This window comes from Pseudoalteromonas piratica (assembly GCF_000788395.1).
In the GTDB taxonomy this organism is placed as follows: Bacteria; Pseudomonadota; Gammaproteobacteria; order Enterobacterales; family Alteromonadaceae; genus Pseudoalteromonas; species Pseudoalteromonas piratica.
Genome location: NZ_CP009889.1, coordinates 1,472,766 through 1,487,024, shown reverse-complemented (window position 1 = coordinate 1,487,024; position 14,259 = coordinate 1,472,766). Strand labels below are relative to the sequence as shown.

General features: G+C 39.6%; 14 protein-coding genes. 6 read left to right on the top strand and 8 right to left on the bottom strand.

Translation table 11 applies throughout. From position 1 onward, the window contains the following. The first annotated feature begins 26 nt into the window (after positions 1 to 26). Entirely contained in the window at positions 27 to 1,037 is a 1,011-nt protein-coding gene (locus tag OM33_RS21255) for a LacI family DNA-binding transcriptional regulator (protein WP_040136623.1), read from the top strand. Beyond that, a complete protein-coding gene (locus OM33_RS21250; protein ID WP_040136621.1) occupies positions 1,027 to 2,598 on the top strand; it encodes a sugar porter family MFS transporter in 1,572 nt (523 codons plus the stop codon). Before OM33_RS21255 ends, OM33_RS21250 begins: the two co-directional genes overlap by 11 nt. Here the strand turns inward: OM33_RS21250 and glsB are convergent. From glsB to OM33_RS21220, 6 genes are all read right to left on the bottom strand, one after another. After that, positions 2,595 to 3,512, bottom strand: coding sequence for a glutaminase B (gene glsB, locus OM33_RS21245; RefSeq protein WP_040136618.1), 918 nt, complete (start codon positions 3,510 to 3,512; stop codon positions 2,595 to 2,597). The genes OM33_RS21250 and glsB overlap by 4 nt on opposite strands. A 96-nt stretch (positions 3,513 to 3,608) precedes the next feature. Then, complete coding sequence (locus OM33_RS22255) at positions 3,609 to 5,543, bottom strand: YfiR/HmsC family protein (protein WP_052141240.1); 1,935 nt, start codon at positions 5,541 to 5,543, stop codon at positions 3,609 to 3,611. Positions 5,544 to 5,556: 13 nt separating this feature from the next. Then, positions 5,557 to 7,569: a TonB-dependent receptor plug domain-containing protein gene (locus OM33_RS21235; RefSeq protein ID WP_040136616.1), complete on the bottom strand. Its 2,013-nt coding sequence runs from the start codon at positions 7,567 to 7,569 to the stop codon at positions 5,557 to 5,559. A gap of 158 nt (positions 7,570 to 7,727) precedes the next feature. Beyond that, entirely contained in the window at positions 7,728 to 8,588 is an 861-nt protein-coding gene (locus tag OM33_RS21230) for a DNA alkylation repair protein (RefSeq protein ID WP_040136614.1), read from the bottom strand. A 3-nt stretch (positions 8,589 to 8,591) separates the two neighbouring features. Next, positions 8,592 to 8,729 (bottom strand): hypothetical protein, encoded by a 138-nt coding sequence (locus tag OM33_RS23020; protein WP_324607050.1) that lies wholly within the window; start codon positions 8,727 to 8,729, stop codon positions 8,592 to 8,594. A gap of 222 nt (positions 8,730 to 8,951) precedes the next feature. Continuing rightward, positions 8,952 to 9,269: a hypothetical protein gene (locus OM33_RS21220; protein WP_040136609.1), complete on the bottom strand. Its 318-nt coding sequence runs from the start codon at positions 9,267 to 9,269 to the stop codon at positions 8,952 to 8,954. Between the two features lie 204 nt (positions 9,270 to 9,473). Between OM33_RS21220 and OM33_RS21215 the strand changes: the two genes are divergently transcribed. The 4 genes from OM33_RS21215 to OM33_RS21205 all read left to right on the top strand — a co-directional run bounded on the left by OM33_RS21215 (position 9,474) and on the right by OM33_RS21205 (position 11,881). After that, positions 9,474 to 9,782: a putative signal transducing protein gene (locus tag OM33_RS21215; protein WP_040136607.1), complete on the top strand. Its 309-nt coding sequence runs from the start codon at positions 9,474 to 9,476 to the stop codon at positions 9,780 to 9,782. Between the two features lie 241 nt (positions 9,783 to 10,023). After that, a complete protein-coding gene (locus tag OM33_RS21210; RefSeq protein WP_199922577.1) occupies positions 10,024 to 10,653 on the top strand; it encodes a glycine-rich domain-containing protein in 630 nt (209 codons plus the stop codon). A gap of 106 nt (positions 10,654 to 10,759) precedes the next feature. After that, on the top strand, positions 10,760 to 10,951 hold the full coding sequence (locus OM33_RS22420; protein ID WP_081991245.1) for a sugar phosphate nucleotidyltransferase: 192 nt from the start codon (positions 10,760 to 10,762) through the stop codon (positions 10,949 to 10,951). A 336-nt stretch (positions 10,952 to 11,287) separates the two neighbouring features. After that, on the top strand, positions 11,288 to 11,881 hold the full coding sequence (locus OM33_RS21205; protein ID WP_040136606.1) for a hypothetical protein: 594 nt from the start codon (positions 11,288 to 11,290) through the stop codon (positions 11,879 to 11,881). 85 nt (positions 11,882 to 11,966) lie between these two features. On the opposite strand, the gene fghA is transcribed toward OM33_RS21205, so the two are convergent. Next, positions 11,967 to 12,806 (bottom strand): S-formylglutathione hydrolase, encoded by an 840-nt coding sequence (gene fghA / locus OM33_RS21200; RefSeq protein ID WP_040136604.1) that lies wholly within the window; start codon positions 12,804 to 12,806, stop codon positions 11,967 to 11,969. A gap of 82 nt (positions 12,807 to 12,888) precedes the next feature. After that, positions 12,889 to 14,037 carry an S-(hydroxymethyl)glutathione dehydrogenase/class III alcohol dehydrogenase gene (locus tag OM33_RS21195; RefSeq protein ID WP_040136602.1) on the bottom strand — a complete coding sequence of 383 codons (1,149 nt, stop codon included), beginning with the start codon at positions 14,035 to 14,037 and terminating at the stop codon, positions 12,889 to 12,891. Positions 14,038 to 14,259: the final 222 nt, after the last annotated feature.

Genomic DNA, 14,259 nt, shown 5'->3' with positions numbered 1-14,259 from the left:
CGAGTGTAGACACAGTTTTCTATTTTATGGCAACTATTTACGAAGTATCAAAAGCCGCAGGGGTATCGTTAGCCACCGTTTCACGCGTGATTAATGGCAACGCCCGAGTGAGTGAGCGCACTAAAGAAAAAGTGCATAAAGCAATGGCTGAACTTGGCTATAAGCCTAATGCAATTGCTCAATCCCTAGCCTCTAATCGAACTAATAGTGTGGGTTTATTGGTGTCTGAACTGCATGGTTCATTTTTTGGTGACATGATGAGTTCAATTGAATCTATGCTGCGAGATGCCGGTAAGCATGTGGTGATCACTGCTGGTCACAGCGAAGCTGAAAAAGAAAAACAAGCCATAGAATTTTTAATTAGTCGCCGTTGTGATGCACTTATTTTAAATGCTGAAGCGGTTTCTGAGGACTATTTGAAATCATTACTCGATAAAAATATTGAGATCATTCTGATCAACCGCAATATTGAATCATTGAAAGAGCGTTGCATTGTGCTCGATAATCAACTAGGTGGTTACTTAGCGACCAAAGCTGCAGTTGATCAAGGGCATCGCAATATTGCTTATATTAGTGGCCCGCATTTTAAAGAAGATGCACAGCAGCGTTTAGCTGGTCACAAGCAAGCACTTAAAGAAGCGGGTATCTCGTTTGAGAGCAGCGCGTATTTTGAGGGCAGTTATCATGAGTCTGAGGGCTATGAAGGGTTTAATAACCTGATAAAGCACAATGATTCCTTTACTGCCTTAGTATGTGCGAATGATGAAATGGCATCTGGCGCGATGACAGCTGCGCGCGAGCATGGGCTTAGTATTCCAGATGATTTATCGATAATCGGTTTCGATAATGTATTGTTCGCGCGTTACCTGTATCCCAAACTAACGACAGTGGATAACCCTATCGCAAAAATGGGTGAAATGGCTGCTAATTGGGTGCTGAGCAATATTTACAATACCAAGATAGCCACACCGATGAATCACTTATTCAAGCCTGAGTTAGTGATTCGCGATTCGCTAGGAGCTGTGCATGCTGACTAATCGAATCTCACCGTCAGCCAAATTTGCACTGATTGCTTCGTTTGGTGGGTTTGTATTCGGTTTTGATGCATCTGTAATATCGGGTGCGATAGGCTTTATTTCTGAACAGTTTGCGCTCGATGAATGGCAACAAGGACTGGTGGTAAGCGCGCCAACACTCGGTGCGATTATCGCAAGTTTCTTTGCCGCGTTCTTGAGTGATCGATTTGGTCGTCGTAATACACTTATTGCTGTGGCCTTGCTGTATGTTTGTTCTGCTTACTTTTCAGCGGTTGCCTCCGACTTTGAAAGTTTATTATTGGCAAGATTTATTGGTGGCTTAGCATTTTGTTCACTGCTTATCACACCCATGTATATTGCCGAAATTAGTTTGGCAAAATCGCGGGGCAAGTTGGTGTCGATTAACCAATTGAATATTGTGATTGGCTTATCTGTCTCATATTTCTCAAATTATCTACTGCTACAGCTAGGCCATGGGGAAGGCAATACCTTAACATTTTTTGCCATGCAAGGAGAGACCTGGCGCTGGATGCTTGCTTTAGAGCTAGTGCCTGCGATGATTTGGTTTTTAGCCCTGTTTGCACTACCGAAAAGTCCGCGATGGCTAGTGCTGAATAACCACCAATCCGATGCAAAAGCTGTACTCAACAAACTCTTTTCGCAAAAAGAAGTTGATGCGCAACTGCAAGAAATAAGCATAATTGATAACCAACAAGCTGCCTTTTTTACACGGTTAAAAGGGCTATTTTCTAGTAAAGTGAGATTGGCGCTAATGATGGGCATTACCCTTGCAATTGCTCAGCAAATTTCAGGAATTAATGTCATATTCTTTTACGCACCAGTTATTTTTGAGCAAAGCGGTATCGGCACGGATGCAGCATTTCTACAAGCTAGTTGGATTGGTGCGGTTAATGTGTTGTTTACACTTGTTGCCTTAATCACCATCGATCAATTTGGCCGCAAACCACTGCTTACTATTGGTTTAGTTGGCGTGTGCGTTAGTATGCTTATTTGCAGCTATGGCTTTCAACAAGCAAGGTATCAGATAGATAATGGTGATATATCTCAATTGTTGACGATACATCACACTTTGGACAGTGCGAGCCTGTCGTCGCTCGCATCTCAGGTGTTTACTTCAGATATTGCGTTTAAAGATGCGGTAGTTGGTGCAATTGGAGAGCAACAATTTAGACAGTTTGGCAGTGATATATTAATGCGTGCTACGGATATAAATGCTGAACTTGTACTGTTTGGTATAACCGCATTTGTTGCGTCATTTGCGATGTCCCTTGGACCTGTAATGTGGGTGTTTTTCTCAGAAGTATTTCCAAGCGAGTTGCGCAGTATTGGTATTTCATTTTTGGCGTTAATTAACGGCTTTGTGAGCTTCTTAGTGCAATTGGTTTTCCCATGGGAACTTGCTACGTTAGGTGCTGCCATAACCTTTTTAATTTATGGGGTGTTTGCCTTGTTAGCTTTTGGATTAATTGTCAGGTTTTTACCTGAAACCAAAGGGCAGTCTCTCGAGTATTTGAGCCAGCCCGAGGTCATGAAAAACTAAAATAATTGGATTTCCATTTCTTTTGCAAACAGTTCAAGGGCATGTAAACCGGCAACCGAATTACCGTATTGGTTAAGCTCAGGAGACCAAACTACCACAGTATAGCGCTCAGGCACGACGGCCAAAATTGCCCCACCAACACCTGATTTACCCGGCATGCCTATACGATAAGCAAAATCCCCAGCTGCGTCATATAAACCACTGGTAAACAAGAGAGAATTAAGTTGTGAGTTTTGTTTTCGTGATATAAAGGTCTCTTTTGTAGTTTGTGATACCCCTTTATTCGCGAGGAAACTAAAGGTTTTAGCAAGCTCTACAACATTCATTTCAATGGCGCAATATTTACAATAATTGCTGAGCACGGCATCAACATCGTTATCAAAATTATCAAACGACTTCATTAAATTGGCCATTGCTGCATTGCGAAAACGATGTTTAAACTCAGATCTTGATACTGCCTTATTAAAGTTTATTTTACTGTTTCCAGAAAGCTGACGCACCGTTTCTAAATAATGGTGTAATGGCGCACTGACACGTGATTGCAAAGCATCACACACAGCAAGCGCTCCTGCATTAATAAATGGATTGCGCGGTACGCCATTTTCCATTTCAAGCTGAATCAGTGAGTTAAATGCTGTTCCTGAAGGTTCTTTGCCGACGCGTTGCCATAATGATTCGCCATAACGCTGTAATGCGAGTGAAAGTGTTAACACTTTAGAGATGGACTGAATGCTAAAGCGTGTTTTCGCATCGCCTGTAGTGTAGGTCTCACCATCCACAGTGAGTACCGCCATGGCAAATTGCTGAGGTTTAATTTTGGCGAGTTCAGGAATGTAATTGGCGACATTTCCTTGGCCAAACAGTAATTGGCATTGTGTATTTATATGTGAAAGCAAGGGGGCAATTTCGGTCATTTAAACTCCTCGGCAATGAGCGTGTAACGCCATACTATAAATGAATGTGGTGTGCTAGTTCGAGCGAAAAGAATTTATTTGAACTTGTTAGAAAATCTAATGTGTTTTTTTGTTCGATTCAGTGTGAATACGTTTTGGAAATTGCAATAAAAAATGTGCCCCTGCATCGCTATAAATGAATTGAATCGACCCCAGTAACTTTTGACTCGTTAAATTGTAGCAAATGCTTAACCCTAACCCCGTTGAACCAGCGTGACGATTAGTTGTGAAAAAAGGGTCAAATATTTTCTCGCCTAATGCGCTATCAATACCAGTTCCGTTATCCTGATAATCAAGATTAATGAAATCGTTTTTTGAAGATAAGGTGATGGTGATTTTGCCGGGCGTGCCGTTTTTAAAACCATGTGTTATTGAGTTGATGATCAGGTTGGTCAAAATTTGAGATAAAACACCTGGGTATGTAAATGCTAGCAATGGCTCATTACAGCTAATTTCAACCGTGACATTTTGTTGTTTAATTTGGTGTCGTAAGCTAATCACTACTTCATCAAGGTATTCTTTAATTTCAAACTCCCTAGCAATTTCAGAGACTTGATCAACAGAAACTTGTTTAAAGCTTTTAACTAGCTCTGCTGCGCGGCATAAATTCTTAAACACTATGTCAGTCGCTTCTACCTGCTCATTAAGTACTTTCTCAAACTTATTACTGGATAGTTTTTTATCTTTAAAATCACCCATTAAATCAATAGTAATCGAACTTAGATGGGAAATGGCAGTAATTGCTGAACCAAGCGGGGTATTTACCTCATGCGCCACGCCAGTCACGATACCACCGAGCGATGCCATTTTTTCAGATTCAACTAACTGCTTTTGTGTTGATACAAGTTGTTGATTTACTTTTTCAAGTTGTTGATTGTGGCTTTCCAGAATCTGGTTAAGCGCATGTTTTTTCTTATTAAAGTACCAAAGGCTGATGGCCAAAATGGCAAACACAATCAGTGCGAGCAAGCTTATAATCAGGTTATTAGTGGTGGTTTGCACTTGTTGCTCTTTATTGATTAACGCCAGCTCTTTTTCACTCAGTTGTGTTTCAAGTTTTTCCAATGTACTGAGTTGCGAATTAATGCGTGTTTGGTTATCCATGACTTGTTGGCTTAATGCAATTTTATCGCTTTCGATTTGATCAAGCTCAGCTTGTGTTTTGACGACCTCGGCTTGTCGTTGTGCGAGTGAATCTTTACTTTTATCAAGCGCTTGTTGCGCAACATTTAACTCTTTTTCAAGTTGTGCTAAGTCACTTTGATATTTTGCTTCTATCTGTTCTAGATTGCTGATCAGCTTGTTGAATTCATTATTCTTTGCGTCTATTTCGAGCTGCTTTTGATTAATGGAAATTTGTTTTTGCGCAATCGTTTGCTTTTGCGAATTAATGTGGTCGTTAAGTTTATCAATGAGTCCTGTTGACTCTGAAAGCTTAAACGACATTTCTTTTACCATATTAGCCACATCAATCTCAGAGCCGCCTAATAACACAATATCTTTATCCACTTTTAAGCCCTGATAAAGCAAGTTGTAGCGATTTAATTTGAACGACAAGGTTTGGCTATTTGTTTGGTAAAAATTAATGCCAATTAGTTTGTTATCTATCACATTTTCAGTAACTACTAAGATTGGACGCTTTCCAATGCGTGTATAAAGTGATTCAAGACTAGCGTTTTGCTGCTTATCAACTACTAAAATGTGCACTAACGAATTATCTAGTTGGGATAACTGTGTCAGCTTACTCAGTTTAAAAGGGCCGACACCTTTTATGTTTGCAGCCATGTCATTTAAACTTTGCCAATACAAAGCGTCGTTTCCGTAGTACACAATTTCAATCTGCGTTGGTGTTGTTGGCCAACTAATAAACTGTGTAAATTGTCCAACGAATGCTGATTTTAATTTTGCTTCTTGGACCGTTTTTTCTGCCAGTGTTGGCGTAATAAAAAACATTAGTAAAACGGGTAAACAAAGCCGTAATAAATAACTCAAATTGCTTCCTTAATTAAAATGTCCATTGCAATGTTACGCTGCCATTTCGCCCTTTTAATGGAATACCATCGGAAAGTGAAGAAGTGATAGATGGGTTATAAAATCTCTCGTCAAACAAATTGTTAATACTCAGGCTTAAAGAAACATTGTTGTTTAAGTTATAGCGCATAAAACTGCGCCAGTACCAAAATGCATCAATTTCCTTTGTTTGAGTTGTGCTAATAGGCGTTTGTCGTGACGAACGGAAAGTGCCAGAAATACCCACTTGTAGGGCTTCAAAGCGGTGATCCAATTGCACACTTGCAAGGGTTTTAGAGTCTTTAAATGCCGATTGAGGCAATTTACTAAAGTGAGTCGCAGTGGTACGTAAACGGGTATTGTTAGCTATTTGCCAGACTAACTCTGCTTCGATGCCATGGCCGTATTCACTGTCGCCATTCACTTGCCCATTTAACCCATTAACAAAACCACTAATGATGGGGTTTTCAAACGTGTTGTAAAAAACATCCAATGAGAACCATAGATCTTCACCAGTGTATTGCGCAATCAAGTCCGTTGTTTTAATTCTTTCACTGTCAAGTTCGGCATTTCCTGAGCGACTAATGCCACTAAACAATGTTAATTCGCTTAGCTCAGGGGCACGAAATGCTTCACCATACAGTAATTTTAGTTGCCAGTTATTATCTGCTAGATAAACCAAGCCTAATCGCGGGGTAAATTGTGATTCAAGATCAGGGTATTCATCTAGTCTGCCGCCTAAGATCCAATTGATTTTGCCCATATCTCCTTGTAGTTGCACATAAGCACCGTAAAAAGGTTGTGATTGTTCACCACCCACTTTGATTTTGTAATCAAGGTCAGGGTAGTAATCGACAGGAAATTGCCTAGATAAAATTGCTGAAAGGTCGAAGTTTGTAAAACCCTCAGCGCGAGATTCTTTATTGTATTGCCATTCAATGCCAAATTGCATTTCATAGGTTTGGTTGATGCGCCAATCATTATTAAATGCCGTCAGAATGCGGTATGCCTCTAACACGCCATAGCCGTGCAAAGGTGCGGTGCTTTCTGGACGACTGACACCTGAAAATGCGCCTGCGGCAGAGCTTTGATTTCCGTTAACGAGCTCTGTTTTTAAGTAATCGACAGAAAGCGTTGATGTAACACTATTAAACACGTTGAGGTCTTGCTCGGTAAAAAGAAAAAGCGCATTGTGCGTTGAAAAATTGTATTGATTGCTGGTTCTGGCTGTATGGTAAAAATTCGCCATATCAATTTCGCGATAGTGCAATTGATAGCGGCTGCGCTCGTTACTTAAGGCAAGCTGCAAAGAAGACAAGTCAAACGGGTCATCTGTGTTAAATGGTTGTCCGCTAAATACGTCCTTAATTTGGTAATCATCTCCTCGGCTTTTAACTTTATTGGCTTGAATATTGAGAGAGTAATCATCAATGACATAGGTATAAGCGGCAAACAAGTTATAGTTAATTTCATTTCCTGTTGCAATACTCACCTCTTTATCATTTTTACGGGTGATAATGTTTATGACACCGGTAAACGCATTACTGCCATAAATTGATGACCCCGGGCCGCGAATAATCTCTAAACGTTCAACATGGTGTAGCGAAAAGTTAGCAAGCAATGCGGCATTACCTGAGCGAGGATCATTAACTTTATGGCCATCCAGCAAAAAGAGAATTTTTTTAGAAGATGCACCAAAGGTTAATCCGCGAGAGGAAGCTGAATATTCATAAGGATAATTACTGTAACGCGTAACTTGATATCCAGGTACATACTCAAGAATTTCATGTAAAAAACGCACGCCAATGGATTCAATTTCGTCGCGTGTAAAAATAGTAACGGGTGCAGGAATTGTAGAGATATCTTTTTCAGTCAGGGTGCTAGTTGCAATTTTTATTGAGAGTAAATCTTGCAGCTTAAGGTTATAGAAATCTGCCTCATCACTGTGTGCACTCAGTGATACTAGCAACACAGAAAATAATAAACTAGGTGTACCTTTGTTTGACATTGAAATCCACTTTACAAACGCTTATTTAGTTAACTGCGTGTCACGCTTTCGCGTTAATTTCTGTGTAAAGTATAGTCAATAAATGGCAAAGAAGTGGTTGCTGTGTATTTATTTTGTCAGCGTAGAAAGATGTGCTTTTGAGAAAAGCACATGCTTATTTACTTTGCTAAAACACGCAATGCCAGTGCGCGATGGTGTTGTTTTTTTGCGTAATAACGAACCGCATGGCGGATCAGCCATTTAACATCGTCGTTTGCAGCATTTACCCACGATTCGAGCAAGTCAAATACCAAATCAGGGTGATCTTTTGCGATATCACCTAAGCTGTTCGCTACGCTACGGCGTACATACAAACTTGAATCATCTTTTAAATGCGTAAGTAAGGGAATAATCGGTGAGGGATCCTTAATGATAGCTGGTAGTCGTTTTCCCCATGGCAGTTTGGGCCGCGTGCCTTCTGAAACTAAGCGACGAATATGACGATTTGCATCAAACTGCCAATCTTGCAGTGTTTCAAGTGTTCGCCCTTGTTGTTCAATTAAGTATGGGCGAATACAAAACTCAGCGCTAAATCGTTGCGTTAAGGTGTACTGTGCTTGCATCGAAATATCAAACGGGTCAACGCCATCATTGTATTTAGCATCGCGACCGTAGTTGGCAATATAAAAACTGTGAGGCAGATAGAAAAAACCGGCAAGGCCAAATTCTTCGGATGTTTCGTCACAGTCAATCAGTGTTTTACTCAGTATTTCAATACTGGTTGCATAATGCTTAGGCAAAAATTGATGCAGCTGCTTAGCAACAAACTGACCTTTGGCCATTAATGCGAGTTCGTTCGGCGCTTGCAGACAGGCTTTGATAAATTCAGTGCTGTTAAAGTCAGTGTGCACGAGTTCAATATTTCGTGCTAGGTAGTAAATTGCGTTCTCATTGAGCAAATCAGCCAACGAGCTGCCTTTTGCGATAGAACGGGGTGCATCGGGTATGGTTGGTGCTGTGAACGAAGGCAGTGTATTCATACGTTAATCGTTTTCATGCTCGGATGTTTGTTCATTCTTCAGCGCCAATTTGAATGCCACAATAACAAGGGCAAACATTAAAAAGGGTAATGCCGCTAAACTGTACTCAGCCCACGCTTTATCATAGAAAATAGGCTTCATTATAAAGTGACCTGCTATTACCAATATAATGGCCACTAACAGAATGGGAATTGTGATCAATTCACTCTTGATTTGTGCCTTGCTTCGCATCGCTATAATTTATGATGGTTGATTGCTTAAGTTTATCGGGTTTTGTGCCATAACAATATAGGGTTTTTGGATCTTTGCTGAAAATAGCAATAAACATAAACAGAGCCTAATCTAAATCAAATTATTTAGCCATTAAAGTAACTTAATCATTTTTTGAATTGACGTTTGCGATATTTCTCCCATTAATTCGCTGTTAGTTAAAGCGTATAAAAAGTCTTCAATTTCATGTGAGTCAATCGCTTGCTGATTATCAATAATAGCAGCCCAAAGGGTTAAATCATCGTCATCAATGTCATTACTAAGAAATTTATTAAGCACATTTTTCAAGTGCTGTTTTGTTGCTCTTAGTGGTAATACATTGATGGCTGGCTGTTTTGCTAAAATAAGGTAAGCATGGTCAATTTGCTCGCCGTAGGTAATGAGTTGGCTTAAGGCCTGTTCATAGGTCATTTTAATATTCTCAGAAGGTGATATGTTAGTTAAAGATCAACATGCGCCTAAAGGTGATACCCTTATCAGTTCGTTGTATCTTTTGCTTGACTAAAATAAGCAAAGCTCAGTTAAGACATGCCAAACTCAGTATTATAAGGAATATACTTATTACCACATATTGGATATTGTTAATACGTAATCTACTGATGTAAAGAGATTTTAATGACACTTGTTTATACTCATGAAAATTTAACGCTGGTAATGAACATGGAGGCTGCGCTACAAAGTGCAGGTATTAAAACGTACATTAAAAATCAGTTCTCTGCAGGCGGGCGAGGGGAGATCCCATGTTTTGAAACTTGGCCAGAACTCTGGGTGACCTCTGAATTTCAACTTGAGCAAGCGAAAGAAATTGTCGCAAATATTATGTCACAAGAGCAGCAACCTGATTGGCATTGCAAAAATTGCGATGAACAAAATGGTGCGGCGTTTGATTTTTGTTGGCAATGCGATGCCGCAAAACCTTCCTAGCAAACAAGTTTAAAGCACATTACCTTTTCCACAGAGCCTTAAAAATAAGGTCTTTACAGGGTCTTAAAAAGGTTACCGTAACGAATTTCATATAGCACACACAAAATTTTTAAGCGCCTGTTTTCAAAAGAAAACGAATTGTAAAAAGTTGATTACAATTAAAAAGTAAATTTTATGTTACTTTTCTGATTAACTAAGTTAATATATTTGCTACTAAATCTTTCGTAGTATTTGAGGCGTTATGTCTGTGTTTATAATTTTTAGTATGTTGCTGATAATTATAACTGTTTTATTTTTTGCGATTAGTTATAAAAGTGACCAACACGCGTTTATTGAAAATGCTTGCTTACCTGACAGTATAACCTCGTCCTTGCGAGAGCGTTTTGAGCATCTCTCCGATGAACAATGTGAGCTTGTTTTAGCAGGACTAAAAGAGTATTTCCTGCTCTGTAATTTAGCTAAGGGTCAATTTGTTGCTATGCCATCAAAAGTTGTTGATGTCGCATGGCATGCGTTTATTTTAGATACCAAAGAATACACCCATTTTTGTAAGAAGGCATTTGGTCGATTTTTACATCATATGCCGGCGACTTCTTGTCATCTTAATGAAGCAATCAATTCAAGCTTAAAGCGAACTTGGCAAATTACTTGTCAGCGAAATTTTATTAATGCAAATGCACCAGAAAAATTACCCTTGTTGTTTATGATTGATGAAATGCTGGAAATAAAAACGGGGTTTAAATATACCTTAGCAGCTCAGAGTGACAACTCGGGGCTATGCGTGAGCGTATTTAACGATCATCAGCAAACAGCCGAGGTGTTCAATAACACGCGATATGAAGTGGCTTGTGGTGGTTTTGCAGGTAGATAGTGGTGTAATGGCTTCACGTTAATCTTCATCACTTTATATCAAGTTACCTAATGGTCGTTGAAGTGATAGAATTACACGGTGTTTAATACCTCCACTATCGCAGCATATGATCCTACCGGTTATTCTTGCGGGTGGTTCAGGCACGAGACTCTGGCCACTCTCTCGTACTGAGCATCCCAAACAATTTTTAAATTTAATCAATGACTCGAGCCTATTAGAAAATACGTTAAAGCGTGTTAGCTCGAACAACTTCTTAGCGCCTTTTGTTTTGTGTCATCAGTCCTGTTTTAAAAGTTAAACCTGTATTGGACAAAATTCGTTATTTTGTAATACATCTAAAATTACAGCATAGAGCGCTAAGGCTTTTTAAACCTTATCATCGCTTTCTTTTTATCATCAACTGAAGAGTGTGAAGTCTGCTGATAACTTCGTTTACAAACAGGGGCAGCTAACCTTTTCAGCCAATGTTAGAATGCGTTTTTGTTATTTTAAAGTGAGTGTCTAATTTTATGTCAGAGTCGTTTAGTCCCGCATTACTTGTGATGTTCGTGTTAGCTTTTTTTGCTTGGTACATTGCGTTTGTGATGTTTACTACTCGGCCTAAATGGCAAAAAAGTGATGCTGAATAACGCCTATGTATGATTCTTTTGTTGACTGGTATTGGTCAGTTTTTCGGGTTGGTGAAAGTTTTGTCGCATTTGGTAGTCAAATAGCTGCTGTCATTTCTTGGCTGATGTTACTGGCATCTGTGATTGCAATTATAAGGTGTTTTAAAGGTCAGCTACCAAATTTTATTACCTTATGCATAACGATTGTCGCTCTTTCTTATGCTGCAACAGATTTGTTGATCGCTAGCTTTTACGATTTCTATCGTTTTTTTGATCAGCAATTCGATTATCGAGCAGTGTCGATAAGTTACACATTATTAGACAGTATCACTGCAATCTTGGTCCTTCTGGTAATGCAACGTTTATGTCGTTCCGCGAGTAAGTTTGTAGCAACAGCTGATATTATGGTGATAATTTTGCTGTGCAATGGTGCAGCGCATTTTTTAATAAATGGTTATTACATGATGATAGGCGATAGTGAGAGTGAAGGGCTTGCTATGATTTATACCGCAACCATTTTATTTAACGATGCATTGTTGGTTGTGTTGATGTTTTTTCCTCAATTTGGTGAAAAGCTGCGTCGTTATAACCCCTCAAAAAAAGCTAGTCTAGCCTATTAACATAAAGCTGGTTTAAGCAGTGTTAAACCAGCTTTACTGCATTTCTTATTAGTCCTTTTCAGTATCAAAGTCCTGCAATTGAAGACTAGGAAAATAAATGCGTGCTGTGAAAATCAAGATGCTCATTAATGAATGATTGAATAAAGTAATAGCTGTGATCGTAACCAGGTTGCATGCGCAAGGTTATTTCAGTATTACTTTGTTTTGCCGCATCGAGCAGGTTTTCCGGTTTTAGTTGTTCAGCTAAAAAGCCATCTGCATCACCTTGGTCAACTAAAATCGGTAAGCTTGAAGCCTGCATTTTAAGCAGCTCACAGGCATCATAATCAAGCCATAACTCTTTATTTGAGCCTAAGTAATGCGTAAATGCTTTTTGCCCCCAAGGACAATTAATTGGGTTAGTAATTGGGCTAAATGCTGAGATAGCACGATAGCTATTTTGGTTTTTAAGGCCAATGGTAAGTGCCCCATGGCCGCCCATACTGTGACCAGAAATAGATTTAACTTTCGTTACAGGAAAATGCTGTTCAATGAGTGTTGGCAATTCATCCACAATGTAATCATACATATGATAGTTGGCTGACCAAGGTGCTTGTGTCGCATTAAGATAAAACCCTGCTCCTTTTCCGAGATCGTAACCGTCATCATCGGCCACATCATCACCACGTGGGCTTGTATCGGGTGCGACAATGGCAATACCAAGTTCTGCAGCTTTGGCAAAGGCACCTGCTTTTTGCATAAAGTTTTCATCAGTACAGGTTAGCCCTGATAGCCAATAAAGCACCGGTACGGGCGTATCTGCTGTTGCATTGGGCGGTAAAAATATCGCAAAGCGCATATCACAGTTCAAACGAGAAGATGAATGGCTATATTGTTTATGCCAACCACCACATACTTTTGCTTTACTTAACACTTCTAAAGACATATTGAACCCTTATAAAAGCGCCTAATTTGAGTAAGGCGCTTGAACAAAATTGTTGTGAAAATAGAAAAACCTTTATCGCAGGTTATTTGTCCATATGTACAACGGAGCGAATACTTTCACCTTTGTGCATAAGGTCAAACGCATCGTTAATCTCATCAAGTGCCATCGTGTGAGTAATAAACTCTTGTAAACCAAATTCACCAGCGAGGTATTGTTCAACAATGCCTGGTAATTGTGAACGACCTTTCACACCACCAAATGCTGTACCACGCCATACGCGACCTGTTACTAATTGGAATGGACGTGTCGAAATTTCTTGGCCTGCACCTGCAACACCAATAATCACCGATTCACCCCAGCCTTTGTGGCAACACTCAAGTGCTTGGCGCATCACATTGACATTACCAATACACTCAAATGAATAATCCACGCCGCCATCAGTCATTTCAACAATAACTTCTTGGATTGGCTTATCATAATTTTGCGGATTAATGACATCTGTTGCACCGAGCTGTTTTGCTAAATCAAACTTAGACTCGTTGATATCAATACCAATAATACGGCTTGCACCTGCCATGCGAGCACCAATAATCGCTGATAGACCAATGCCACCTAGACCGAAAATCGCAACAGTATCGCCTTTTTCAACTTTGGCAGTATTAAGCACAGCACCCATACCGGTAGTTACACCACAACCCAGTAGACATACTTCTTCGAGAGGTGCCTCTTTATTTACTTTTGCCAGCGAAATTTCTGGTAGTACGGTGTACTCAGAGAAAGTAGAACAGCCCATATAGTGATAAATTGGTTCACCGTTTAGTGAAAAACGAGAAGTGCCATCAGGCATCAACCCTTTACCTTGTGTTTCACGTACCGCTTGGCACAGGTTGGTTTTACCAGAAGTACAGAATTTACATTCACCACATTCAGCAGTGTAAAGGGGGATTACATGGTCGCCAACCGCAACGCTGGTAACGCCTTCCCCAACCATTTCAACAATACCGCCACCTTCGTGACCTAAAATTGATGGGAAGATCCCTTCAGGATCATCACCTGAAAGTGTAAATGCATCAGTATGACAAACACCGGTTGCAATGATACGTACAAGTACTTCGCCTTTTTTAGGCAGCTGTACATCGACTTCTTCCATTTTTAGTGGTTCGCCAGCAGCCCATGCAACTGCTGCTTTTGATTTGATTGATGTTTGGCCTGGTTTAATTTCTAACGCCATAATGTGTTTCCCATAAGTGATTTGACGAACTAGCTGAAGCTACTAAGGCTAGTTCATTTGTTACATTAATCTAATTTCATACAAGATTAAAACTAACCTGTGATTTGCTACTTTTCACAAGTATTACCGTTTTATACCTTGATGAATAAACATTGTTTAATCTAGTTTATTTATTTCTTAATAAAAGATAATCATATTAATTTGAAAATTATTATTTCATAT

Excerpts from the sequence above, each read along its gene's own strand:
- OM33_RS21215 (WP_040136607.1), top strand. The coding sequence starts at position 9,474 with ATGACACTTGTTTATACTCATGAAAATTTAACGCTGGTAATGAACATG.
- OM33_RS21195 (WP_040136602.1), bottom strand. The coding sequence starts at position 14,037 with ATGGCGTTAGAAATTAAACCAGGCCAAACATCAATCAAATCAAAAGCA.
- OM33_RS21205 (WP_040136606.1), top strand. The coding sequence starts at position 11,288 with ATGTATGATTCTTTTGTTGACTGGTATTGGTCAGTTTTTCGGGTTGGT.
- glsB (WP_040136618.1), bottom strand. The coding sequence starts at position 3,512 with ATGACCGAAATTGCCCCCTTGCTTTCACATATAAATACACAATGCCAA.
- fghA (WP_040136604.1), bottom strand. The coding sequence starts at position 12,806 with ATGTCTTTAGAAGTGTTAAGTAAAGCAAAAGTATGTGGTGGTTGGCAT.
- OM33_RS21210 (WP_199922577.1), top strand. The coding sequence starts at position 10,024 with ATGTCTGTGTTTATAATTTTTAGTATGTTGCTGATAATTATAACTGTT.
- OM33_RS22420 (WP_081991245.1), top strand. The coding sequence starts at position 10,760 with ATGATCCTACCGGTTATTCTTGCGGGTGGTTCAGGCACGAGACTCTGG.
- OM33_RS21235 (WP_040136616.1), bottom strand. The coding sequence starts at position 7,569 with ATGTCAAACAAAGGTACACCTAGTTTATTATTTTCTGTGTTGCTAGTA.
- OM33_RS21220 (WP_040136609.1), bottom strand. The coding sequence starts at position 9,269 with ATGACCTATGAACAGGCCTTAAGCCAACTCATTACCTACGGCGAGCAA.
- OM33_RS23020 (WP_324607050.1), bottom strand. The coding sequence starts at position 8,729 with ATGAAGCCTATTTTCTATGATAAAGCGTGGGCTGAGTACAGTTTAGCG.
- OM33_RS21230 (WP_040136614.1), bottom strand. The coding sequence starts at position 8,588 with ATGAATACACTGCCTTCGTTCACAGCACCAACCATACCCGATGCACCC.
- OM33_RS21250 (WP_040136621.1), top strand. The coding sequence starts at position 1,027 with ATGCTGACTAATCGAATCTCACCGTCAGCCAAATTTGCACTGATTGCT.
- OM33_RS21255 (WP_040136623.1), top strand. The coding sequence starts at position 27 with ATGGCAACTATTTACGAAGTATCAAAAGCCGCAGGGGTATCGTTAGCC.